General features: G+C 72.0%; 19 protein-coding genes. 16 read left to right on the top strand and 3 right to left on the bottom strand.

What is annotated here, in order from left to right:
* Window positions 1-17 precede the first annotated feature (17 nt).
* Genes OCS65_RS20065 through OCS65_RS20055 form a run of 3 tightly spaced genes read right to left on the bottom strand, consistent with a single transcriptional unit; the run spans window position 18 to window position 3,153 of the window.
* On the bottom strand, window positions 18-995 hold the full coding sequence (locus tag OCS65_RS20065; protein ID WP_231771811.1) for a glycerate kinase: 978 nt from the start codon (window positions 993-995) through the stop codon (window positions 18-20).
* Entirely contained in the window at window positions 977-1,930 is a 954-nt protein-coding gene (locus tag OCS65_RS20060; RefSeq protein ID WP_102799611.1) for a beta/alpha barrel domain-containing protein, read from the bottom strand. Before OCS65_RS20060 ends, OCS65_RS20065 begins: the two co-directional genes overlap by 19 nt.
* Window positions 1,927-3,153 carry a CaiB/BaiF CoA transferase family protein gene (locus OCS65_RS20055; RefSeq protein ID WP_006943021.1) on the bottom strand — a complete coding sequence of 409 codons (1,227 nt, stop codon included), beginning with the start codon at window positions 3,151-3,153 and terminating at the stop codon, window positions 1,927-1,929. Before OCS65_RS20055 ends, OCS65_RS20060 begins: the two co-directional genes overlap by 4 nt.
* Window positions 3,154-3,368: 215 nt before the next feature.
* On the opposite strand from OCS65_RS20055, the gene OCS65_RS20050 reads away from it, so the two are divergent.
* The 16 genes from OCS65_RS20050 to OCS65_RS19975 all read left to right on the top strand — a co-directional run bounded on the left by OCS65_RS20050 (window position 3,369) and on the right by OCS65_RS19975 (window position 22,365).
* Window positions 3,369-3,560: a hypothetical protein gene (locus OCS65_RS20050; RefSeq protein WP_006941589.1), complete on the top strand. Its 192-nt coding sequence runs from the start codon at window positions 3,369-3,371 to the stop codon at window positions 3,558-3,560.
* Between the two features lie 170 nt (window positions 3,561-3,730).
* Window positions 3,731-3,973: a helix-turn-helix transcriptional regulator gene (locus tag OCS65_RS20045; protein WP_006941585.1), complete on the top strand. Its 243-nt coding sequence runs from the start codon at window positions 3,731-3,733 to the stop codon at window positions 3,971-3,973.
* 5 nt (window positions 3,974-3,978) lie between these two features.
* The gene (locus tag OCS65_RS20040) at window positions 3,979-5,214 is read left to right on the top strand and encodes a type II toxin-antitoxin system HipA family toxin (protein ID WP_029542565.1); all 1,236 of its coding nucleotides are present in this window, start codon (window positions 3,979-3,981) and stop codon (window positions 5,212-5,214) included.
* Between the two features lie 105 nt (window positions 5,215-5,319).
* Window positions 5,320-7,404, top strand: coding sequence for a hypothetical protein (locus OCS65_RS20035; RefSeq protein ID WP_050034901.1), 2,085 nt, complete (start codon window positions 5,320-5,322; stop codon window positions 7,402-7,404).
* 4 nt (window positions 7,405-7,408) lie between these two features.
* A complete protein-coding gene (locus tag OCS65_RS20030) occupies window positions 7,409-9,064 on the top strand; it encodes a nuclease-related domain-containing DEAD/DEAH box helicase (protein WP_029542569.1) in 1,656 nt (551 codons plus the stop codon).
* Entirely contained in the window at window positions 9,061-9,684 is a 624-nt protein-coding gene (locus OCS65_RS20025; RefSeq protein WP_050034902.1) for a hypothetical protein, read from the top strand. The genes OCS65_RS20030 and OCS65_RS20025 overlap by 4 nt, the downstream gene beginning before the upstream one ends.
* 12 nt (window positions 9,685-9,696) lie before the next feature.
* A complete protein-coding gene (locus OCS65_RS20020) occupies window positions 9,697-10,629 on the top strand; it encodes a hypothetical protein (protein WP_006939145.1) in 933 nt (310 codons plus the stop codon).
* A gap of 43 nt (window positions 10,630-10,672) precedes the next feature.
* Window positions 10,673-11,596 carry a LysR substrate-binding domain-containing protein gene (locus tag OCS65_RS20015; RefSeq protein WP_263507484.1) on the top strand — a complete coding sequence of 308 codons (924 nt, stop codon included), beginning with the start codon at window positions 10,673-10,675 and terminating at the stop codon, window positions 11,594-11,596.
* A 180-nt stretch (window positions 11,597-11,776) separates the two neighbouring features.
* Complete coding sequence (locus tag OCS65_RS20010; RefSeq protein ID WP_050034903.1) at window positions 11,777-12,964, top strand: acyl-CoA dehydrogenase family protein; 1,188 nt, start codon at window positions 11,777-11,779, stop codon at window positions 12,962-12,964.
* Entirely contained in the window at window positions 12,961-14,214 is a 1,254-nt protein-coding gene (locus OCS65_RS20005) for a CaiB/BaiF CoA transferase family protein (protein WP_263507483.1), read from the top strand. Before OCS65_RS20010 ends, OCS65_RS20005 begins: the two co-directional genes overlap by 4 nt.
* Complete coding sequence (locus OCS65_RS20000; protein ID WP_006939130.1) at window positions 14,211-15,392, top strand: mandelate racemase/muconate lactonizing enzyme family protein; 1,182 nt, start codon at window positions 14,211-14,213, stop codon at window positions 15,390-15,392. The genes OCS65_RS20005 and OCS65_RS20000 overlap by 4 nt, the downstream gene beginning before the upstream one ends.
* A 31-nt stretch (window positions 15,393-15,423) precedes the next feature.
* Complete coding sequence (locus tag OCS65_RS19995) at window positions 15,424-16,563, top strand: CaiB/BaiF CoA transferase family protein (RefSeq protein ID WP_263507482.1); 1,140 nt, start codon at window positions 15,424-15,426, stop codon at window positions 16,561-16,563.
* 317 nt (window positions 16,564-16,880) lie between these two features.
* Window positions 16,881-18,341, top strand: a complete 1,461-nt coding sequence (locus OCS65_RS19990) for a benzaldehyde dehydrogenase (RefSeq protein ID WP_065922799.1) — start codon at window positions 16,881-16,883, stop codon at window positions 18,339-18,341.
* Window positions 18,342-18,392: 51 nt separating this feature from the next.
* Window positions 18,393-19,718: an MFS transporter gene (locus tag OCS65_RS19985; protein ID WP_006939125.1), complete on the top strand. Its 1,326-nt coding sequence runs from the start codon at window positions 18,393-18,395 to the stop codon at window positions 19,716-19,718.
* A gap of 235 nt (window positions 19,719-19,953) precedes the next feature.
* Window positions 19,954-20,889 (top strand): LysR family transcriptional regulator, encoded by a 936-nt coding sequence (locus OCS65_RS19980; RefSeq protein WP_006939123.1) that lies wholly within the window; start codon window positions 19,954-19,956, stop codon window positions 20,887-20,889.
* Window positions 20,890-21,024: 135 nt separating this feature from the next.
* The gene (locus OCS65_RS19975) at window positions 21,025-22,365 is read left to right on the top strand and encodes an MFS transporter (protein WP_006939122.1); all 1,341 of its coding nucleotides are present in this window, start codon (window positions 21,025-21,027) and stop codon (window positions 22,363-22,365) included.
* Window position 22,366 lies beyond the last annotated feature (1 nt).

Genomic DNA, 22,366 nt, shown 5'->3' with positions numbered 1-22,366 from the left:
CCGGAATATCGTTCGATTCAGGCGCGGCGTGCGAGCCGGGCGCCGGCCGCACGCATGGCGTCGAGATCGGTGGCGACCATGATCTCCGCGAATCGGTCGCGGTAGTCACCGAGGTCGTCGCCGACGGATCCCACCACCGCCACCACCGGCACCGTGTGGACCCGGGCGAGGATCGCCGAGACGATCTTTCCGGCACGGGACTGTCCGTCGAGGCGGCCCTCGCCGACGACGACGAGGTCGGCGTCGGCGAGGGCCGCGTCGAAACCGACGGCGTCGAGCACGAATTCGGCTCCCGAGCGCAGGTCCGCGCCGAACTGCGCCCACATGCCGCCGGCGAAACCGCCGGCCGCGCCGGTGCCGTCGACCTCGCGCGGATCACGCGGAAGCGTCACGGCCGCGTCCTCGAGGCGCCGCGTGAGCCGCTCCACGGCTGTCTCGTCGGCGCCCTTCTGCGGGCCGAACACCACGGCGGCGTCGGCGTAGCGGGTGGTCACGTCCGTCAGCACCGTGACGGTGGCGGTGCCCAGGCCGCCGGCCTCCACGATGGCGGTGATCGCGCCGAGCCCGCCGTCGGTCGTGGCCGACCCGCCGGCCGCGACGACGATGTGCGTGGCGCCGCGCCGCAGTGCCTCGACCATCGCCAGCCCGGTGCCGTAGGTGTCCGCCGTCATCGGATCACGGAAGCCCTTGTGCGGTGTGGTGATTCCGCTGAAGGTGGCGAGTTCGACGACTGCGGTGCCGTCCTCGCCGAGTCCGAACGATCCCGAGCACGGTGCTCGCCAGGGGTTCACGGATTCCATCTCGATCGGCTCGAGGCCGAGCGCGCCGGTGAGCACGTCGAGGGTGCCGTCGCCGCCGTCGGCCACCGGCATCCGGATCGCCTCGAGCCCAGCGGATTCCGCGCCGGCCGCCACCTCCTCGGCGACCTCCGCGGCCCGGTACGTGCCCTTGAAACTGTCCGGAGCGATCAGCACCCTCACCGGTTCACCACCCATTCGAACGCCGCGGCCTCGGATCGGGCCCCCTGCGCAGCGCGGGAGCGGTTCGGCTCGCCCAGGTCGGCGACGACGGACTCCCCGAGCCGGACCAGGTCGGCGAACACCGCCGGGGTCAGCCAGGGGGGCCGGGTGGCGAAGAGCAGGTCCTCGCTCGCGGTATTGCCGCTCGCGCCGGGGGCGAACGGGCAGCCGCCGAGACCGCCGAGCGAACCGTCCACCACCGCGGCGCCCGCCCCGATCGCCGCGAGGCTGTTGGCGACGCCCAGACCCCAGGTGTCGTGGCCGTGGAAGACGATGCGGCGGGCGGGGGAGTCGTCGCGCACCCGGGACACCAGCGCCGCGACCTGCGCCGGCACGGCCTGGCCGAGGGTGTCCGCCAGGACGATGTCGGCGGCGCCGTCGGCGCGGGGGTCGCACGCGATCTCGAGCACCCGATCGGGGTCGACAGGCCCGTCGAACGGGCAGGTGAACGCCGTGGCCAGGCAGAGCTGGATGCTGCCGCCGGCAGCGCGGGCGTGCTCCACCGCGGCGGGCATCGCGGCGAGGCTCGCGTCGGTGTCCCGGCCGATGTTGGCACGGTTGTGTGCATCCGACACCGACAGGCAGTACTGGAAGTGCCGGGCGCCGGCGGCGGCCGCCTTCTCCACGTGCCGCGGCGTGGCCACCCAGATGTAGCAGCGGTCGAGTTCCTCGGGCGTGAGCATCCCGATCAGTTCGACGGTGCCGGCCATCGGGGGCACCAGATCGGGCCGGGCCATCGAGCCGATCTCGAGCTGCGGCACGCCGGCGGCCAGCAGGGCACGGACGATCTGTGCCCGGCGCTCGACGGGCAGCACCTTGCCGGTCAGTTGCAGCCCGTCGCGCAGGGTCACATCGCGCAGTTGCGGTGCCCCGGCTCTCACGACACCACCGCTCACGACACCACCGCTCACGACACCACCTCCAGGAGCTCGTCGATCTCGGCCTCGGTCCGGCCGAGCAGGCCGCCGAGGATCTCGCGGGTGTGTTCGCCCAGGTCCGGCCCGACGTTGCGGATCGGCAGCGACCGGCCGCCGAGCACGGGCACGATGCCCGGGAACCCGACCTGTTTCGGCTCGTCCTCGCCGACGTCGACGGCGAAGTGCTGGATCATGTTCCGGGCCCGGTACTGCTCGTCGTCGACGATGTCGGCCGCCGTGTAGATCGGCCCGCACGGCACCCCCGCGGCCTCGAGGATCCCGAGCACCTCGTCGCGCGGCCGGCGCCGCGTCCAGTCGGCGATCGCGGCGTCGAGTTCCTCCCGCCGGTCCCACCGCCCGTGGTTGGTGGTCAGGCCGGGATCGTCGGCGAGGTCGGGCCGCTCGATGGTGCGCATGTAGCGCTGGAAGATGGCGTCCGCGTTGCCGGCGATGATCACGGAGGTGCCGTCCGAGCAGGGGTAGGCGTTCGAGGGGGCGATGCCCTCCATGCGGCCGCCGACCCGTTCGCGCCGGACGCCGTAGGCGAGGTAGTCGGGAATCAGCGATTCCATCATCGACAGCATCGACTCGTTCAGGGCGACGTCGACGACCCGGTTCACCATCGGCAGCGACCCGATCAGCTGCCGCTGCAGCAGCGCCGTGACCGAGCCGAAGGCCGCGTACAGCCCGGCGATGGAGTCGCCGATCGACACCCCGACCCGCACCGGCGGCCGGTCCGGGTCCCCGACGAGTTCGCGGAACCCGCCGACGGCCTCGGCGACGGCCGCGAATCCGGGGCGATCCGCGAGGGGCCCCGTCTGGCCGAACGCGGAGATCCGGGTGATCACCAGGTCGGGCTTGATCTCCGACAGCACCTCGGGGCCCATGCCCCATTTCTCCAGGGTGCCCGGCCGGAAGTTCTCGAGCAGCACGTCGCAGTGGCGCACCAGATCGAGGATCACGGCCCGGCCCGCGTCGGTACGCAGGTCCACCACGATGGACTTCTTGTTGCGGTTCACCGTGCGGTACAGCATCGACGTGTCCCCGGCGTACAGGCGCCAGTTGCGCAGTTCGTCGCCGGTGCGGGGACGTTCGACCTTGATGACCTCGGCGCCGAAGTCGGCGAGCAGCCGGCCCGCGGTGGGTGCGGCGATGTAGTTGCCGAGTTCGAGGACGCGGATGCCCTCGAGAGGGCGCAGGATCTCCTCCGAGTTCATGCGCAACAGTGTGCCCTGTGCCGCTGCGCGGCGTGTGCCCTGTGCCGCTGCGCGGCGTGTGCCCTGTGCCGCTGCGCGGCGTGTGCCCTGTGCCGCTGCGCGGCGTGTGCCCCGCACCTCCGGCGAGCGGACACGCCGCGCCCCTCCCGCGATCGTGTGACCCAGCGCACTATTCTTCGTAGTCGGGCGGGGGGCCTCGGGAAGGTGCTTGGGTCATGGTGGTCGCGAAAGTCGTTCTGTGGTGTGCGCTGCTGGCGGGTCTGGTCGGCGCCGGGATCGCCGTCAACGCGCTGCACGTGCACGGTGCCGTCGGCTCACTGATCGTGGCGTCGGTCGCGGGCCTGGTGCTGCTGCGGCTTCGGCCCGCGGCCCAGCTCGAGGTCGAGCCGGATCGCGTCACGCCCTGACCGGCCGCACCCCTGGGCTTGCGAGGCCAGGCCGAAGCCACGAACTCCCGTGGACGGGCCGGCTTTGCGACTCTTGAGCTTGCCATTGCAGGCATAGCCCTGGACAACTGCGCGTAGCGACGGCACACTCGACGCAAAGCATGCCGTCGCAAGCACAGGGAGGAGGCGCCGTGGCCACGCCCCGCCGTCGCGCCCGCACGGGACGCGGCGGTCTCGGTGACCACTTCGTCGACCGGCGGCACCGGCTCGGCCTCACCCAGTCCGAGCTGGCCGACCTCGCCGGGGTGTCGCGCTCGAGCGTCCAGTCGCTCGAGTCCGGGCGCGCCACCGTGCAACTCGACCTCGTCGTGGCGATCGCCGACGCGCTGGGCTGCGACCTGACCCTCACCACGCGCGGCGACCGGGCCGGGTGAGCGCGGTGGTCGAACGCCTGGTCGCCGTCGACAGCGCCGACGTGTACAAGGGCGACCGCTTGGCCGGGCACCTCACCCGGGACGGCCACGATGTCGTGTTCCGGTACGCGCAGGACTACCTCGACGATCCGGCCGCTCCCGCCCTCGCGTGGACGGTGCCGAAGACCGGGGAGGAGGTCCGCGCCGGCGGCGGCAGCGTGCCCCCGTTCTTCGCCGGCCTGCTGCCGGAGGGCATCCGGCTCCGTGGCGCCGTCGCCGCCACCAAGACCTCCGAAGACGACCATCTCACCATCCTCATGGCGGTCGGCGCGGACACCATCGGCGATGTGCGGGTGCTCCCCGCCGGCGCTCGGCCCCCGACGTCGACGCTCCTGCTCGACCCGGATGCCGTCCGGCGCGAGGACCTGCACGAGCTGTTCGACCGGATCTCCGGCCACGAGTCCGTCGTCCTCGACCCGACCTCCCTGCCGGGAGTGCAGGCGAAGGTGTCCGCCCAGATGTACTCCGCCCCCGTCGCGACGGTGCAGGGCCCCGCCATCCTCAAACTCGCACCGCCCCGCGGCTACCCCCGCCTGGTCGAGAACGAGCACTTCTTCATGGGTCTCGCGACCGCCTGCGGCCTCGCCGTCGCCGGGCATCAGCTCGTCTACGACCGCAGGGGCAACGCGGGACTGCTCGTCGCCCGCTTCGACCGCTGGATCGGTCCCGGCCACACCGTCCACCGCACCGCGCAGGAGGACGCCTGCCAGGTCCTCGGTGTCTACCCGGCGGCCAAGTACCGGCTGAAGACCGAACGCGTCGTCGAGGCGCTGGCCGCCGCGTGCGAGCGCGGCGGCGGATCGGCCCGCGTCGCCACCCTCGAACTGCTGCGGCTCGTGGCCTACTCGTACGCCGTCGGCAACGGCGACCTGCACGGGAAGAACTTCTCCATCCACCTGACCGAGGCCGGGCTGTGGGCCGTCACCCCGGCGTACGACCTCCTGTGCACCCAGCCCTACCTCGGTTGGCGCGACCCGATGGCCCTCGACCTGTACGGCAAGGCCAACAAGCTCACCCGCCGCCACTTCGTCGAGTCCGGTGGCCGGCTCGGCGTGCCCGAACGCGCCGTCGTCCGGATGCTCGACGGGATCCGGCGCGGGATCGCCGGCGGCCTCGACCGCGTCGCCGAGATCGGGTTCGACGACCGGGACACGGCCCGCCTGCGGGACATGCTGGTCCGGCGCGCCGACGAACTCGGCTGATCCGGTCGTCGTACGACGGCCGGACCGCCGGCCGGTAGAGTCCCCGACGGGCGTTCCGCACGAGACCGCGGTCGCCTGTCGCGCATCGAAGAGGAGCACCGGGTCGTGTCGCTGTGGTCGACTGCACTGTCCCCCGGGATGCTCAGCGAGTACGTCTGGCTCGACCTGATGCCGTGGCTCGACCGGTACGGCTCGGCCCGCAACGCGCAACTGGCCGCCCTCGTCCCCGACGAACGCTGGTGGGAACGCCGGTCCCCGGCGGAGACCGCCGCCTCCGCCGACGTCGTGGCGATCTGTGGGGAACTGGCCCGCATCTACGTCACCGAGCACCCCGATCTCGCGTTCTCCACGGGAATCGCCGACACCGTCGACGTCCCCGTCGCGGCGCTCGGGCTCGGCACCCGCGCCGCCGCCACCGTCGCGCGGCTGCCCCGCGCGGCGACCACCGCCGGCCTGCTCGGCTACACGCCCGCCGCCCTGTTCTCCGTGCGCGGTGCGGGCCCGGAGACCGTGCACCAGATCGTGCAGGCCGTCCTCGTCCTCGCGATCCTGCGGGACCCGGCGTCGCTGCGGGTGGCGACCGACGCCCCCACGCTCCCGCCGGCGCTGTCGCTGCTGATCGACGACCTCGTCGCGCTCGCGCGGTGGCGCGGGCTGCGCGCCGACCCCGACCGGCCGTTGGTGCGGGTCGAGCTCGAGGACGGCACCCCCGAGGAGATCCAGCAGGTCGCCGCGCGCATCGCCGCCCTGACCGCGCGTGACCTGCCCGTGCCGGCGCCCCACCGCGCGCTCGACGAACTCGCCGCGTACGTCGCCGGGCTGTCCGCGCCCGAGCGCGACGCGATCCGCCGCCGCGTCCTCGGCGACGAGCCGCCCGACCCGGACGCCCCGTCGACCTTCGCGTTCGGTACCGCCGTCGGCGACCTGCTCGCGGCGCTGCGCGTGGACGTGCGCCCCGTCGCCGCCCTCGACCGGATGCTGGGGTTGCGGCCGGAGCTGGCCCAGCCCGTCCCGGGGCTCGACGTGCCGCTGTGGCGGGCTCTCGCCCGCCTCGACGACCGCTTCGAGGTGGTCGACGGGTGGGTCGCCGTGCCCGGCCTGGCCGAGGCCGAGCGCCGCACCCACGCGCTGCTCGCCGAGTTCGAATCCCCGAACGGGGTCGTCGAACCCGCGGCCGTCGCTGTCGTGTGGGACCTGCCCGCCGCGGAGTTCGCCGCGTGGCTGCGCCGGTGCGGTGTACCGATGTTCGAGGGCCGCGCTCTGACCCGGCGGTCCGCGTTCGCCGATCATGCCGCGGCGGTTCTCGAGGTGATCGGGGATCCGCTGCCGGCCGCGGAGCTCGTCGACCGCATGGGCACCCCCGCGGGTCCCGCCGCCGTGATCGACGCGATCGGCGCAGACGAACGGTTCACGCTCTCCGAGGACGGCAGGTGGTCACTCAGCGAATGGGAGACCGACGAGGCGGGCGCGGTGCGCGGCCGCATCGCCCGGATCGTCGACGCCGACGGCGGATCCGCCGACCTGGACCGCGTCGTCGACCGTCTGGTCGAGCGTTTCGGGGTGTCGCCGACCAGCGCCCGCATCTTCGCCGGCAGCGGTGACTTCGAGATCGTCGACGGCCGGGTGCGCCGGCGCCGCCGCACCCACGTGAGCATCAAGCCGCCGCACCGCACCCGCCGCCTCTACCGCCTCGGCGACGTGTGGCGGCTGCGGGTCACCGCCACGCGTGACCACCTGCGCGGTGCCGACTTCCCGGTGCCGTCCGCGGTCGCGGGGGTCATCGGCTGCGCGCCGGGCCGCGAGGTCTCCCTGTCGTCCCGGCTGGGCACCCAGGTCGTGCGCTGGACCGGCGCGTCCCCCCATCTCGGCAGCGTGCGACGGTTTCTCGAGGACCTCGGGGTGGACGAGGGCAACGAGATGTTCCTCGAGTTCCATCCCGGCGGCCGGTTCGACGTGCTGCCGCTGCGCACCGTCGCCGACAACGCCGAACCGCTGCGCAAGGCGCTCGCCCTCATCGGCCACTCGGCCCCGGAGATCGTGCCGGACGAGGGCGTCGCGCCGGCCTTCGCCGCCGCCGTCGGCCTGGGCGACGAGACCCGGCCGCGCCGGGTGCTCAGCGCCTATCGGGCCCGGCACGAGGCCGAGGTGACCGCATTGCTCGAGCAGGCATGGGTGCGCGTGCCAAGCTGAGCGCATGCCGATCCGCAGACCCGAGCATCCGCTGTTGGCGAACGACGCCGAACGCGTCGTCTGGGACGCGCTCGTCCGGCAGCTCGGCGACGGTGATCTCGTCGCCGCGGGCCTGCGCGTCACCGACCATCTCAAGGACCACGAGATCGACTTCGTCCTAGCCCTCGAGGGCCACGGCATCGCGTGCCTCGAGGTCAAGGGCGGCCAGGTGTGGCACGACGGCTTCCAGTGGGTGCAGGCCCGGCAGGGCAAGGACCGGTCGATCGATCCGGTCCGGCAGGTGATGCAGTCCTGCTACGCGCTGCGCCGCTACGTCGAGGCCGACCCCCGCTGGACGCAGGGCCGGCTGCGCTGGGACCACTTCGTCGTCCTGCCCAACACCGAGGTCCGCGCCGACTTCGCCCTGCCCGAGTGCCCCCGCTGGAAGGTGATCGACCGCAACGACCTCGGCAGCATCGCCGAACGGCTGCGCGCGGTGCTCGACAAGCAGGAACTCGACCGGCCGGCCCTCGTCGCCGACGGCGTCGACCAGTTCGCCGAGGTGCTCGCGGGCCGTGGCCTGCCGCAGCGCGACGTGGTTTCGCGTGCCGTCGCCAACGAGGACGCCGCGGACCGGCTCACCGAGCAGCAGGCCGTCATCCTCGACGCGACCCGACTGCTGACCCGGGTCGAGGTGCGCGGCGGCGCCGGCACAGGCAAGACGTTCCTCGCCCTCGAGCAGGCCCGGCGCCTCGCCGAGCAGCACCAGCGGGTCGCGTTGATCTGCTATTCGCACGGCCTCGCGTCGTACCTGCAGCGGATCACCGCGACGTGGAACCGGAAGAAGCGGCCCGCATACGTCGGCGAGTTCCACGCCCTCGGCCGGCTGTGGGGGGCCGCCGAGGGTCCCGACGAGGCCCTGCGCACCGCCGACACCGTGCGCTTCTGGGAACACGACCTGCCCGCCCAGATGACCGAGCTGGCCCGGTCGCTGCCGGAGGGACAGCGCTTCGACGCGGTCGTCGTCGACGAGGCGCAGGACTTCGCCGACGCCTGGTGGGATCCGATCATGGCCGCCCTGCGCGACGAGGAGACCAGCGGCATCTACGTGTTCACCGACGAGGCGCAGCGGGTGTTCGACCGGGAGGGCCGGCCCCCGGTGCCGCTGGTTCCGCTGGTGCTCGACCACAACCTGCGCAACACCCGGCAGATCGCGGGGACCTTCGGCCCGCTCGTCGGGCAGCGGATGCGGCTGCTCGGCGGCGACGGCCCCGACGTGCAGTTCGTCGCGTGCCGCGGCGACGAGGCGCTCGCCGTGGCCGACGACCGGATCGACGCCCTGCTCGAGGAGGGCTGGCGGCCCGGCGACGTCGCGCTGCTCGCGACGGGCAGCCGGCACCCGGAGCAGGTGGCGCGCCAGTCCGAGGGCAACTCGGCGTACTGGGACAGCTTCTGGGACACCGAACAGGTCTTCTACGGGCATGTCCTCGGCTTCAAGGGACTCGAGCGCCGGGCGGTGGTGCTCGCGGTGAACGAGACGCAGCCCCAGGAGCGCTCGCGCGAGCGCCTGTACGTGGGGTTGTCCCGGGCCCGCGACCAGCTGGTGGTGTGCGGGGACCCGGACTTCGTCCGGCAGGTCGGCGGTCCGGAGCTGGCGGCACGGCTGGGGATCGGCCGATGAGCCTGCTGCGGGACTGGACGGTGTCGGCGACGGCGGGGGAGTTCGTCGGATTCCTCGTTCCCGCCGTCGTCGGGGCCGTGCTGTTCGACAGTGCCGCGGCGTTGCCGGCGCTGATGGTGGCCGGTGTCGTCGAGGGATCGGTGCTGGGCTGGTCGCAGGCGCGGGTGCTGCGGCACCGGCTGCCGGCGATGTCGGTCCGGCGCTGGGTGCTGGGCACGGGTGTCGCCGCCGCGTGCGCCTACCTGCTGGGGATGTCGCCCTCGACCTTCTACGAGACGTGGTCCGCGTGGCCGGTGGCGATCCCGATCGCGCTCGGTGTCCTCTTCGGCGTGGCGTTGCTGGGTTCGATCGGGGTCGCGCAGTGGCTCGAGCTGCGTCGGCACCTCCCGCGCGCCGGGCGCTGGATCGTGTGGACGGCCGGTGCGTGGCTGGCCGGTCTCACGCTGTTCCTCGTGGTGTGCACGCCGCTGTGGCAGCCCGGCCAGCCGCTGTGGCTCACCGTGGCGATCGGGGCGCTCGGCGGCCTGCTGATGGCGTTTGTGACCGCCCTGGTCACCGGCTTCGGCATCCGTCACCTGCTCGGCACGGAGCATCCTGCTGCGCCCGTCGTGCGCGCGTAGCACCATGGAGCCATGGCCGACGACGCGCACATCGAGGAACCGGGTCCCGCCGACGAAGCCGTCGCCCGCGCCCTGCGGGACGCGATCGTCTCGGTCGAGGCCGCCGTCGCGCGGGTGCACGAGTTCTCCGCGGAGATCTTCGAGCTGGTCGGCGCACCCGGAGGCGGGGACGCCGTCGACCACCACAACGCGCTGACCAGGGTGGCTGGGCTCCTGGACGCCACCGGGCAGCTGCGCGCCACCGACTGGGAATCCGTGCGCGGCCTCGGCGACGTACTCGCCGATCGGGCCGGGCGGCTGCGAGCCCACACCGGAGAAGTGCTCGACGGGCTCGCCGCCGACGCTCCGGCGCAGGACCGGGTGGCCTGCCTGCAGCAGGCCGTGGAGACCGACCGGCTCGGCGAGACGTTGCAGCTACTCGTCCTCGTCGAGGACTCGCTGAACCTGTGGCAGCGGCTGCGGCTCGCGCGGATCCGCACCACCGAACCGGACCGGCTCGAGCACGAATGCGCGGCGATCGGCACGACGCTCGCCGGGCGCGTCGAGCGGGACGTCGGGCTGCTGCTGCGCGCCCGCGCACGGCTGGCGAGCTACGCCGCGCTCAAGCCGTTCGAGCTGGTGCGATGGCTGTCGACCGCCCGGGTGAAGAAGGACATCGCCCGGCTCCGGGCGGACCTGGACGACGTCGCGGCGGCGCTCGGCAGCGCCGCGGAGCGCGCCCTCGAGGCCGAGGATCCGTCGGTGGCCGAGAACCTGGCGGAGCTGGGCAACCCGGTCCGGGCCGTCGGCGGTGCCCTCGGCGACAGCGCCCGCACCCTCGGCGGCCGGGCCGTCGGGGCGGGCAGCACCGGGGTCGGGAAGCTGGGCCGGGGGCTGCACCGGGTCGCGGAGCCCCGCCGGCGGCCGGGCGGCGACGTGCCGCTGACGACCGCCCCCGACGCCTGACCGCCGCGACGGGCGCGGCGCGGACCGCCCATATGATCGATTCATGAGCAGCGACCGGGCGCCGGCCTTCACCATGCGGCAACTGGTCGCCTTCGTCGCCGTCGCCGAGACCGGGACGATCAGCGCGGCGGCCGACCGGCTGCTGGTGTCGCAGTCGGCGGTGTCGCTGGCGGTCACCGAACTCGAGAAGGCGCTGTCGGCGCAGCTGTGCGTGCGCCGCCGTGCCCACGGCGTGCACCTCACGCCGGCGGGGGAGTCGCTGCTGGCCCGGGCGCGGGCCCTGCTGCAGCAGGCGAGCGAGATCGAGGACGAGATGCTCGGGGCGGGCGGCGAACTCGCCGGCCGGCTCGCCGTCGGATGTTACACGACGGTCGGGCCGACGATCCTGCCGCCGCTGCTGTCCGAGTTCACCGAGCTTCATCCGCGGGTGTCGCTCGAGTTCCGGGAGGCGATGGCCGACGAGCTGGCCGAGCGGCTCGAGGGCGGGGCGCTGGACGCGGTGATCACCTACGACCTGGAGCTGCCACCGGCATGGCGCACCGCCACGCTGATGACGAGGCGGCCGGCACTGGTCGTGCCGGCGGGGCACCGGCTGGCGGCCACGCCCGGCCCGGTGGAGCTGGCCTCGGTGCGGGACGAACCGATGGTGTTGCTCGACGCGGCGCCGGCGTCGACACACGCGATGCAGGTGTGTGCGCGGGCCGGGTTCACGCCCCGGATCGAGTACCGGTCGGCGAACTACGAGACCGTGCGGGCGTACGTCGGCCGGGGCCTGGGCTGGACGATCATGCTGCACCAGCCGCAGCTCAACCGCACCTACGGCGGACTGAAGATCGTGCTGTTGCCGATCGACGTCCCCGACCTCGATCCGGTGCGGCTGGTCATCGCCTGGCGTCCCGACGTGGTGCTCAGCCGGGTGGTACGCGAGTTCATCTCGTTCGCAACGGCCCGCGTGGGCGCGCTGTGAGCGGCGCCGCCGACCATTCTTGAGTATTTCTCATATCGATCAGCAGATTCCTGTTCTTTTCTGAGGTTGTGACTGCGGACATACTGGGTTCCGACGCGCTGATCGGCAGCGCGCGGTCCGGGTTCCGTTCCCGGCTCCGATGAGAAGCGCTGATTCACAACCACTTCGAGGAGATCGATAATGTCTGCCACGGACGCCCTGCATCCGCCGGTCCTCTTCGCGCCGGAACACGAGGAGTTCGCCCAGTGGGTCCGCGAGTTCGCGGCACCGCACGCCGAGAGCTACCTCGAACGCGCCCACCGCGAGGAGTTCCCGTGGGACCTCGCCGAGAAGATGGCCGCACAGGGCCTCCTCGGCCTCGGCGTTTCCGAGGAGAACGGCGGTCAGGGCCGCATCGGCGAGGTGCTCACCAAGACGCACCTCGGCATCGCCCACGAGGAACTGGCCTACGCGAACTTCTACCTCAGCCAGCTCGCCTACACGAACAACCTCACCGGCCCGCTGCTCGAGCGCTTCCTCGCCCCCGATGTCGCGAAGGACTGGGTGCGCGGCATCGTCGAGGGCCGCCACGTCGTCGCCCTCGGCCTGACCGAGCCGGGCAGCGGCTCGGACGCGATGGCCATGCGCGCCAAGGCCGAGAAGGTCGACGGCGGCTGGAAGCTCAACGGCGAGAAGACGTCCATCACCTTCGCCCCGCACGCCAAGGCGATGATCACCTTCGTCAAGGCCCGCGGCGCCACCCCGGAGGAATCCGGCGTCACCGCCTTCCTCGTGCCCCTCGACTCCGACGGCGTGAGCATGCAGAAGTTTCCGGACGCCGGCTGGAAGCCGCTCGGCCGGGCCGGTGTGTTCCTCGACGACGTCTTCGTCCCGGACGAGTACGTCATCGGTGGCGTCGGCAACGGATTCCGGCTCGTCATGAGCGAATTCGACTACACCCGTTCGGTCATCGGCCTGATGTCGACCGGAGTCGCCCGCAAGGCCCTCGACATCACCATCGACTACGTCAAGTCCCGCAAGGCGTTCGGCAAGCCGGTCGCCTCGTTCCAGGGTGTGTCCTTCCCGATCGCCGAGAACGCCACCAAGCTCGAGGCGGCCCGCTGGCTCACCTACCGCGCCCTCTCTCTCGCCGACGCCGGCAGGCCCTTCACGAAGGAGGCCGCGATGACCAAGCTCTACGCCACCGACGTCTCGCTGCAGACGATCCGCGACTGCATCGTCGCCCACGGCCACAGCGGCTTCGCCGAGGAACTGCCGCTGCAGGCCATGCTGCGCGACGTCTCCGGACTCGAGATCGGCGAGGGCACCCCGCAGATCCAGAAGGTCGTCATCGGCCGCGCGCTGCTCGGACGGGAGGCCACCGCATGAGAACCAGCCGGCGCCGCGCCCTCGACGGGGTGCGGGTCATCGACCTGACCCAGGCCCTCGCCGGGCCGTTCTGCACGTCGCTGCTCGCCGACCAGGGGGCCGACGTGATCAAGGTGGAGCCGCCGCGCGGCGACTTCCTCCGCTACGCCGGCCCGTTCGCCTCCGACGACGAGCCCCGCGACTACGGCGGAGTGTTCCAGTCGGCCAACCGCAACAAGCGCTCGATCGTGCTGGACCTGAAGAAGCCCGACGCCCGCGACGTGCTGCTGCGCCTGATCGACGACGCCGACATCCTCGTCGAGAACTTCAGCGCCGGCGTCATGGACCGCTTCGGCCTCGACTACGACACCCTCGCCGCGCGCAATCCCCGCCTGGTGTACGCCTCGATCCGCGGATTCGGCGACAAGACCGGCGGGCACAGCCCCTACCGGGACTGGCCGGCCTTCGACATCGTCGCGCAGGCCATGGGTGGGCTCATGTCCATCACCGGTACCGACGCCGAGCACCCCGTCCGGGTGGGTTCCGGTGTCGGCGACACGGTTCCGGGCCTGTTCGCCGCCTTCGGGATCCTCGCCGCCCTGCGCGACGCCGAGCGCACCGGGCAGGGCCAGTACGTCGACGTCGCCATGGCCGACGCCGTCCTCGCGATCTCCGAGGTCGTGGTCAACACCTACGGCCACACCGGCCGGGTCCCCGGCCCGCTCGGCAACCAGCTGCAGGGCTTCGCGCCGTTCGACACGGTGCAGGCACAGGACGGCGTCGTCGCGCTGGGTGCCCCGCACAACCCGCAGTGGGCCAAGCTCGCCGCCGTCATGGGGCAGCCGGAACTCGTCGACGACCCGCGGTTCGCCACCGACCACGACCGGTGGCTCAACCGCGACGCCGTCTACGAGGTGGTCAACGCCTGGACCCGCACCCGCACCGTCGCCGAACTCATCGAGCTGCTCGGCGGCAAGGTGCCGCTCGGCCCGATCCTCGACGCCGCGGACATCTTCGCGGACCCCCACTTCCGGGCCCGCGACATGCTGCCGACCGTCACGCACCCGCACAACGGCCGTGCCGTCACCGTCCCCGGCATCCCCGCCAAGCTCTCCCGCACCCCGGGCGCGGTCGAGCGCCGCGCCCCGCTCATCGGCGAGCACACCGTCGAGATCCTCCGGGAGGCCGGCCTCGACACCGCCGAACTCACGGCCCTGGCCGACGCCGGCGCCACCGTCATCCCTTCTTCCGCTCAGGAGCACGTCGCATGATCATCACCAAGGTCGAACTGATCCCGGTCTCCACACCGCTGGTCAAGCCGTTTCTCATGCCGGGGACCAGGATCACCCACATCCATTCCGTCGTGCTGAAGCTGCACACCGACGAGGGGATCGTCGGCTACGGCGACAGCGGCGACACCTCCACCTGGTACCGGGGCGAGACCCAGGAATCGATGACGGCGATGATCGCGAACCACATCGCCCCGGCGTTCCTGATCGGCCAGGACCCGCTCAACATCGAGAAGATCGTCGGGCAGATGGACACCTTCGTCCGCGACAACAACCAGGCCAAGGCCCTCGTCGACTTCGCGCTGCACGACCTCAAGGGCAAGGCCCTGGGCGTGCCCGTGTACCAGCTGCTCGGCGGGAAGAATGCCGACGCCTCCGTGCAGGGCTGGGTCGCCTCCGCCGGCCCGGTCGACCAGGTGGTCGCCGAGGCCGTGCAGGCCCACGAGAAGGGCTTCTGCCTGATCAAACTCAAGTCCGACGGCAACTCCGACCACGACGTGGACAACGTCCGCGAGGTCCGTGCCGCACTGGGCGACTCCGCCCGGATCGTGGTCGACGCCAACGGCTTCTGGAACTACGACCAGGCGCTGAAGACGATGCGCCGGCTGGACCGGTACGGCATGGAGTGCATCGAGCAGCCCGTCCCGCACTGGGACATCGAGGGCATGGCGCGCCTGCGCAGCCGCATCGACACGCCGATCTTCGCCGACGAGTCGGCGCAGGAGCTGCACAACATCCGGGAGATCATCGAACGTCGCGCCGCCGACGGCCTGTTCATCAAGATGCAGAAGGCCGGTGGCCTGCTCAAGGCGCAGCGCTGGCTCACGATGGCGCGCCTCGCCGACATGGCCGTCATGAGCGGCTGCATGATCGGCTCGGGCCTCGAGGCCAGCCCCTCGGCGCACCTGATGATCGCCAACAACTGGGCGTCGCAGTTCACCCACGAGAACCTCGGCCCGCTGATCATCAACAACCAGTGGGAGAACGCCGAGCAGAAGATCACGCAGGACATCGCCCTGAACGTGCCGATCTTCGCCGACGGCAAGCTCTACCCGAACGAGGGCCCGGGCTTCGGCATCGAACTGAACGAGGAGTTCATCGCCTCGCACATCACCGAGGGCAAGCAGACCGTCACCGTCGGCGAGCTCGTCGGCGTCTAGCGGCGCCGAGAACCTGCAGGAGAAGATCACGATGACCGAACACCGGACGGGCCCGCTGGCCGGCCTGAAGGTCGTGGAACTGGCCGGACTGGGACCGGCGCCGTTCGCCGCGATGTTCCTCGCCGATCAGGGCGCCGACGTCGTGCGCGTCGAGCGTGCCGGCGCCGGGTTCACCATGCCGATCGATCCGCGGCTGGACACCCTCCAGCGCGGCAAGCGGATGATCGATGCCGACCTGAAGGACCCGGACGGGCTCGCGACGGTGCTCGCGCTGGTCGAGAAGGCCGACGTGCTGATCGAGGGTTACCGGCCCGGCGTCACCGAACGCCTGGGCCTGGGTCCCGGGGACTGCTGGGCGTGCAACCCGAAGCTGGTGTACGGCCGGATGACCGGCTGGGGCCAGGACGGGCCGCTCGCGCAGCGCGCCGGGCACGACCCCACCTATCAGGCCCTGGTCGGATCGCTGCACGCGATCGGCCGGGCCGGCGGACCCCCGCAGCTGCCGCTCAGCCTGGTCGGCGACTTCGGCGGCGGTGCAATGTATCTCGTGTCCGGCATCCTCGCCGCGCTGTGGGAGGCGCAGCGCTCCGGGCGCGGCCAGGTCGTCGACGCCGCGATCGTCGACGGCGTCGCGCACCTGATGGCCAACCCGTACTCGATGCTCGCCGGGGGCGCGTGGCAGGACGCGCGCGGCACCAACCTCATCGACTCCGGGGCCCCGTTCGTCGACGTGTACGAGACCTCCGACGGCCGGCACGTCGCGGTCGCGGCCCTCGAACCACCCTTCTACGCGCAGCTTCTCGCGGGGCTCGGCCTCGATACGGACGGCGAGCTACCGGGGCAGTGGGACCGCCGGCGCTGGCCGGATCTGCGCGAGCGGATCGCCGCCGCGTTCGCCACCCGCCCGCGCGACGAGTGGGCGGCAGTCTTCCGGGACACGGATGCCTGTGTCGCCCCGATCCTTTCGATGACCGAGGCGCCCGCCGACGCGCACCTCACCGCGCGGGGCACCTTCCTGTACCGGGACGGTCACCCCGAACCTGCGCCCGCGCCTCGCTTCTCGCGCACCCCGGCGGGTGTGCCGGCCGCGCCTCCCGTGCCCGGACGGGACGACCCGTCCGAGATCCTGCGCACGTGGGGCATTCTCGACGCCGTCGCGCCGACCCCCTGAACTGCAGGTTCACCGGATCCGCGGGTGGCGACCGGCTTCGGTGCCGCCCGCGGTCCCGCATGTCACCATTGTTGAGCAGACCTGTGGAATATCACCGGCTAATTCTGCTTTTCACGCCATTGTGACGTGACCCATACTTCAGGGGCCAACGGAGGGCTCGCTCCCCGGCACCGAGCGAGCGTCCAGCCGCCTCGTCCGGCCGCCTCGGCGGTCCTCACCCACGGCCGCCTCGGCGGTCCCCTCATTCACGGCCGCGACCGCCGCGTGCCCCGCTTCGCCCGCCGGCCGGTCCGGCACCCGTACACAAGGAGTTCGTGATGGCACTTCTCGACGAATCCATTTGGCAGGGAAAGATCTTCGCCGGAGACTGGATCCCCGGCGGCGCCGGTGAGATCAAGGTCGTCGAACCGGCGACCGGCGCGACGCTCGGCAGCGTCGGCCTCGCCGACGAGGGCGACCTCGAACGCGCCGTCGACCGTGCCGTCGCGGCCCAGCGCGACTGGGCGGCCCGCCCGCACACCGAACGCGCCGCCGTGCTGCGCCGCGCCGGCGACCTGTGGCAGCGGCACGCCGACGAGATCGAGCGCTGGATCATGCGCGAGTCCGGCTCCCTGCGCCCCAAGGCCCAGCTCGAGACGCACGTCGCGGCGCAGGAGTGCTTCGAGGGCGCGGCCCTGCCCTCGCACGCGCTCGGCGAGATCCTGCCCAGCGAGGCACCGCGCCTGAGCATGTCGAAGCGCGTGCCCGTCGGTGTCGTCGGTGTCATCGCGCCGTTCAACTTCCCCCTGATCCTCGCCATCCGATCCGTCGCGCCGGCGCTCGCCCTCGGCAACGCCGTGATCCTCAAGCCCGACCCGCGTACCGCCGTCTGCGGCGGCGTGGCCCTCGCCCGCATCTTCGAACAGGCCGGCCTGCCCGCCGGGGTACTGTCCGTGCTGCCCGCCGGCGCCGACGTCGGCGCCGCCCTCGTCGACGATCCGCGGGTACCGGTCATCTCCTTCACCGGCTCCACCCCGGCCGGCCGCGCCGTCGGCGCCGCCGCGTCCCGCAACCTCAAGAAGGTCCACCTCGAACTCGGCGGCAACTCCGCGATCGTCGTCCTCGACGACGCCGACTTGGCCGCCACGGTGGCCGCCGGTGCCGCCGGTTCCTTCCTGCACCAGGGCCAGGTGTGCATGACCACCGGCCGGCACATCGTGCACGAGTCCGTCTACGACGAGTACGTCGCGCAGCTCGCCGCCAAGGCCGAGGCGCTGCCCGTCGGCGACCCGGCCACCGAGCAGGTCGCGCTCGGGCCGATCATCGACCACGGTCAGCTCGAGAAGATCCACGCTCTGGTCACCGCGTCCGTGGACGCCGGCGCCCGCCTCGTCGCGGGCGGCACGTACGAGGGCCTGTTCTACCGGCCCACCGTCCTCGCCGACGTCCCCGCCGGCGCCCCCGCCTACGCCCGGGAGGTGTTCGGGCCCGTCGCTCCCGTCGTGAAGTTCTCGACCCTCGACGAGGCCGTGGCCCTGGCCACCGACACCGAGTACGGGCTGTCGCTCGGCATCTTCACCCGCGACGTCGGCAAGGGCCTCGCCCTCGCCGAGCGGATCCCCACCGGCATCGCCCACATCAACGACCAGACCGTCGGCGACGAGGCGAACATCCCGTTCGGTGGTCTCGGCGCCTCGGGCAACGGCGCCCGATTCGGCGGTGCCGCCAACAGCATCGAGGCGTTCACCGAGTCGCGCTGGATCACCGTCAGCCGCGACGTGCCCGTCTACCCCTTCTGAGCGGCCCCGCCGACCGGATCTAGCATCGTCCTCGCAGAGTAAGGACCCACCATGACCCTCGCGGACCCAGAGCCCGCCGCCATCGTCGCGCCGGCGCAGCGGAACAAGGACATCCGTCGCGTCGTGTTCTCGAGCTACCTCGGGAGCACCGTCGAGTTCTACGACTTCATCCTGTACGCGACCGCCTCCTCGCTCGTGTTCGGCCCCGTGTTCTTCGCGAACCTCAGCCCCGGCCTCGCGCTGATCGCCTCCTACGCGACCTTCGCCATCGGCTACATCTCCCGCCCGCTCGGCGGCATCGTCTTCGGTCACTTCGGCGATCGCATCGGCCGCAAGAAGATGCTCATGCTGTCGATGACGATCATGGGAGTGGCGTCCTTCCTGATCGGCCTCGTCCCGGCGATACCCACCTGGGGCGCCGCGATGCTGATCCTGCTGCGTGCGGTGCAGGGCGTCGCGATCGGCGGCGAGTGGGGCGGGGCGGCCCTGATGTCGCTCGAGCACGTCAAGGGCCGCAACCGCGGCTTCGCGGCGGCGTTCACCAACGCCGGTGGCCCCACCGGCGCCGTGCTCGGCACCGTCGCCCTCTCGCTCGCTGCTCTCCTGCCGGAGGACGACTTCCTCTCGTGGGGCTGGCGCGTCCCGTTCCTGTTCTCGGCCGTCCTGCTTGCCGTCGGCCTGTTCGTGCGGGCCCGCATCGCCGAGAGCCCCGTCTTCGAGGAGGCGCTGCGCGCCGCCGAGGCGAAGAAGGACCGGACCAAGGAGACCATCCCGCTGGTGACGATCCTGCGCGCGCCGCGCACCCTGATCCTCGCCGGACTGGTGTGCACCGCGCCGTTCGTGATCCAGGCCCTGTTCTCGACGTTCGTGATCACCTACGCCGCCGGGAACGGCGTGTCCCGGTCGCAGGGCCTCACCGCCTTCGCGATCTGCCAGTTCGTCGCGATCTTCGGCATCCTCGGCGCCGCCCGGCTGTCGGACACCTACGGGCGCAAGCCCGTCATGATGACCGGCTTCGTCGGCATGGTCGTCCTGGCGTGGCCGCTGTTCCAGCTCGCCTCGTCCGGCAACTTCCTGCTGGTCGTGCTGGCCTTCGTGATCGCCTGCTCGGTCCTGCAGTCGCTGACGTTCGGCCCCATGCCGGCGTTCCTCGCCGAGCAGTTCGGCACCCGCGCCCGCTACACCGGCGCCTCCCTCGGCTACCAGATCGGCAGCCTCCTCGGTGCCGGCTTCACCCCGGTCATCGTGGCCTCGCTGTACGCCGGCTCCGGCACCATCGGCAGCGTGATCGTGTACCTGGTCGCCGGCTGCGCCCTGAGTGCCGTGGTCCTCGCCCGGTTCGTCAAGGAGAGCAAGGACGTCGACCTGAGCGCCTGATCCGCGTCACCGGCGGGGCCGGGCACCGCACAGGTGCCCGGCCCCGCCGCGCGTAGTCGATGTCGGGCGGGACGTCGTGCTGCTGCTGCGCCCGCCCGAGCACCGCGACGGGCGCGGGCCCGTGGGAACGGGAGGTTGTCGCGACCACCGGGCTGTCGCTGCGCCATCCGTCGAGTAGCGCCGGCGACAACCTCCCGCTGGGGGTGGAAAGCTCCCGCTCGATACCGTAGCCCGCATGACCCGTCCCGACTCGGTGCCCAACTTCACCATGCGCCAGCTCGCGGCGTTCGTCGCGGTCGCCGAGACGGGAACGATCGCCGGCGCCGCCGAGCGGCTGCACCTGTCACAGTCCGCGCTGTCCGCGGCGCTCACCGACCTCGAGAAGTCGCTCCAGACGCAGCTGGCCGTGCGACGGCGGGCGCGCGGCGTGCAGCTGACGGCGATGGGGGAGGCGGTACTGGCCCGCGCCCGGGTGCTGCTGCACCAGGCGAGCGAACTGCAGGCCGACGCGGTGGGGGAGGGCGGCGGTGTGGCCGGCCCCGTCGCCATCGGGTGCTACCCCGCCCTCGGGCCGACGGTGCTGCCCGCGCTGCTCGCCGGATTCACCCACCGCTTCCCGCGCGCGCGGGTCGAGTTCCGGGAAGACACCCAGAACCGGCTGCGCACCCAGCTCGACAACGGCGAGCTCGACCTCGCGATCGTCTACGACCTCGAACTGTCCGCGGAGTGGCGCAAGGCGACGCTGATGACGCGCGAGCCGACGGTGCTGCTCGACGCGAACCACCGTCTCGCCGGCGGGGACGGCCCGGTGCGGCTGGCCGATCTGCGCGACGACCCGATGGTGCTGCTCGACGCGCCGCCGAGCAGCAACCACGCGATGGAGGTGTGCCGGGGCGCCGGGTTCGCGCCGCGCGTGGCCTACCGCACCTCCAACTACGAGACGGCGCGGGCCTTCGTCGGTCGCGGCCTGGGGTGGACCCTGCTGCTGCAGCGGCCCCCGCTCGACGTGACGTACGAGAATCTCCCGCTCGTCGTCAGGCCGCTCGTCGATCCGGTTCCCGACTCCGTCGACGTGGTCGTCGCGTGGCATCAGGACTCGATGCTCAGCCGGGTGACACGAGCATTCATTCACTTCGCGTCCACGGGAAGGACACCCACCGCGAGACCCTGACCTGCGGTGATCCGGAGTACCACGGAATTTCCGGGGTATCAGCACGAATAGTTGCGCTTTTCAACCGCTTGTGATGGGGGTCATGCTTGCCCGGTCCGCCGTGACGCGGGCCGCATCGTGAAAGGCAAGCAACACATGACGATTACCACGCCGGCACCGTCGCCGGAGGTGCTGCAGCGCAAGGCCCGCAAGGCTGCGCTCGGCAGTTTCGTCGGCACCGCGATCGAGTGGTACGACTTCTTCATCTACGGCACCGCCGCCGCCCTCGTGCTCGGGCCGCAGTTCTTCCCCGGCACGTCCGAACTGGCCGGCACCCTCGCCGCCTTCGCGACCCTCGCCGTCGGCTTCGTGGCCCGCCCCATCGGCGGCATCGTCATGGGCCACTTCGGCGACCGCGTCGGCCGCAAATCGATGCTCGTCACCTCGCTGCTGCTGATGGGCTTCGCGACCGTCGCCATCGGGCTGCTGCCCAACTACGCCGCCATCGGCGTCGCCGCGCCGATCCTGCTGGTGGCCCTGCGCTTCGTCCAGGGCCTCGGCGTGGGCGGCGAATGGGGCGGGGCTGTCCTCGTCGCCACCGAGAACGCGCCCGCGGGCAAGCGCGGCCTCTACGGCGCCGCACCCCAGATCGGCGTTCCCGCGGGCGTCCTCCTCGCCAACCTCGTGTTCCTGCCGCTCACGGCTGTCCTCGACGACGCCGCGTTCGCGGACTGGGGCTGGCGCGTGCCGTTCCTGCTCAGCGCCGCCCTCGTCGGCGTCGCCATGTGGATCCGGCTCGGGCTCGAGGAGAGCGCCGACTTCGAGAAGAGCCGGGACGCGGCCGGGGACGTCAAGCTCCCGCTCGCCGAGGTCCTCGTCAAGCACTGGAAGACCGTGCTGCTCGCCGGCGGCACCTTCGTCGCCACCAACGGCATCGCCTACGCCTACATGGTCTACGTCCTCAAGTACGGAGAGAAGGAACTGGGCTTCGACAAGTCCACGATGCTGTTCCTGCTCATCGCCTCGTGCCCGTTCTGGATGGCCGGCATGGCGATCAGCGCCTACAAGTCCGACATCGTCGGCCGGCGCCGCGTCTACATCGTCAGCTCGATCGCCCTCGTGATCGTCGCGGCCCTGTTCTTCCCGCTGATGGACACCGCGATCCTGCCCGTGATGCTCGTCGCGATGATCGCCCTCGGCTTCGTCCTCGGCGCCTGCGCCGGGCCGCAGTCCGCCCTGTTCGCCGAGCTGTTCCCCGCCCACATCCGCTACAGCGGCGCGTCGCTCGGCTACCAGATCGGCGCGATCCTCGGCGGCGGCCTCGCCCCCATCGTGGCGACCTCCCTCTTCGCGGCCTTCGGCACCTCGCTCGCCGTCACCGCGTACTTCGTGCTGATCGCGCTCGTCAGCCTGATCAGCATCCTCCTTCTTCGCCACCCCCACGACCCGTCGGTCGCGGTGGCGCCCTCCCATCGGTCCGAGCAGGAAGTGGCCTGAG

The sequence above is a fragment of the Rhodococcus aetherivorans genome (assembly GCF_025722975.1).
Classification (GTDB): Bacteria; Actinomycetota; Actinomycetes; order Mycobacteriales; family Mycobacteriaceae; genus Rhodococcus; species Rhodococcus aetherivorans.
This window is presented reverse-complemented; position numbering and strand designations above follow the sequence as displayed.

What these genes read in the sequence shown, in the direction of transcription:
- OCS65_RS20020 (WP_006939145.1), top strand. Translation starts at nt 9,697, where the DNA reads ATGGCCGACGACGCGCACATCGAGGAACCGGGTCCCGCCGACGAAGCC.
- OCS65_RS19980 (WP_006939123.1), top strand. Translation starts at nt 19,954, where the DNA reads ATGACCCGTCCCGACTCGGTGCCCAACTTCACCATGCGCCAGCTCGCG.
- OCS65_RS19985 (WP_006939125.1), top strand. Translation starts at nt 18,393, where the DNA reads ATGACCCTCGCGGACCCAGAGCCCGCCGCCATCGTCGCGCCGGCGCAG.
- OCS65_RS19990 (WP_065922799.1), top strand. Translation starts at nt 16,881, where the DNA reads ATGGCACTTCTCGACGAATCCATTTGGCAGGGAAAGATCTTCGCCGGA.
- OCS65_RS20025 (WP_050034902.1), top strand. Translation starts at nt 9,061, where the DNA reads ATGAGCCTGCTGCGGGACTGGACGGTGTCGGCGACGGCGGGGGAGTTC.
- OCS65_RS20065 (WP_231771811.1), bottom strand. Translation starts at nt 995, where the DNA reads ATGGGTGGTGAACCGGTGAGGGTGCTGATCGCTCCGGACAGTTTCAAG.
- OCS65_RS19995 (WP_263507482.1), top strand. Translation starts at nt 15,424, where the DNA reads ATGACCGAACACCGGACGGGCCCGCTGGCCGGCCTGAAGGTCGTGGAA.
- OCS65_RS19975 (WP_006939122.1), top strand. Translation starts at nt 21,025, where the DNA reads ATGACGATTACCACGCCGGCACCGTCGCCGGAGGTGCTGCAGCGCAAG.
- OCS65_RS20015 (WP_263507484.1), top strand. Translation starts at nt 10,673, where the DNA reads ATGAGCAGCGACCGGGCGCCGGCCTTCACCATGCGGCAACTGGTCGCC.
- OCS65_RS20010 (WP_050034903.1), top strand. Translation starts at nt 11,777, where the DNA reads ATGTCTGCCACGGACGCCCTGCATCCGCCGGTCCTCTTCGCGCCGGAA.
- OCS65_RS20055 (WP_006943021.1), bottom strand. Translation starts at nt 3,153, where the DNA reads ATGAACTCGGAGGAGATCCTGCGCCCTCTCGAGGGCATCCGCGTCCTC.
- OCS65_RS20000 (WP_006939130.1), top strand. Translation starts at nt 14,211, where the DNA reads ATGATCATCACCAAGGTCGAACTGATCCCGGTCTCCACACCGCTGGTC.
- OCS65_RS20005 (WP_263507483.1), top strand. Translation starts at nt 12,961, where the DNA reads ATGAGAACCAGCCGGCGCCGCGCCCTCGACGGGGTGCGGGTCATCGAC.
- OCS65_RS20050 (WP_006941589.1), top strand. Translation starts at nt 3,369, where the DNA reads ATGGTGGTCGCGAAAGTCGTTCTGTGGTGTGCGCTGCTGGCGGGTCTG.
- OCS65_RS20030 (WP_029542569.1), top strand. Translation starts at nt 7,409, where the DNA reads ATGCCGATCCGCAGACCCGAGCATCCGCTGTTGGCGAACGACGCCGAA.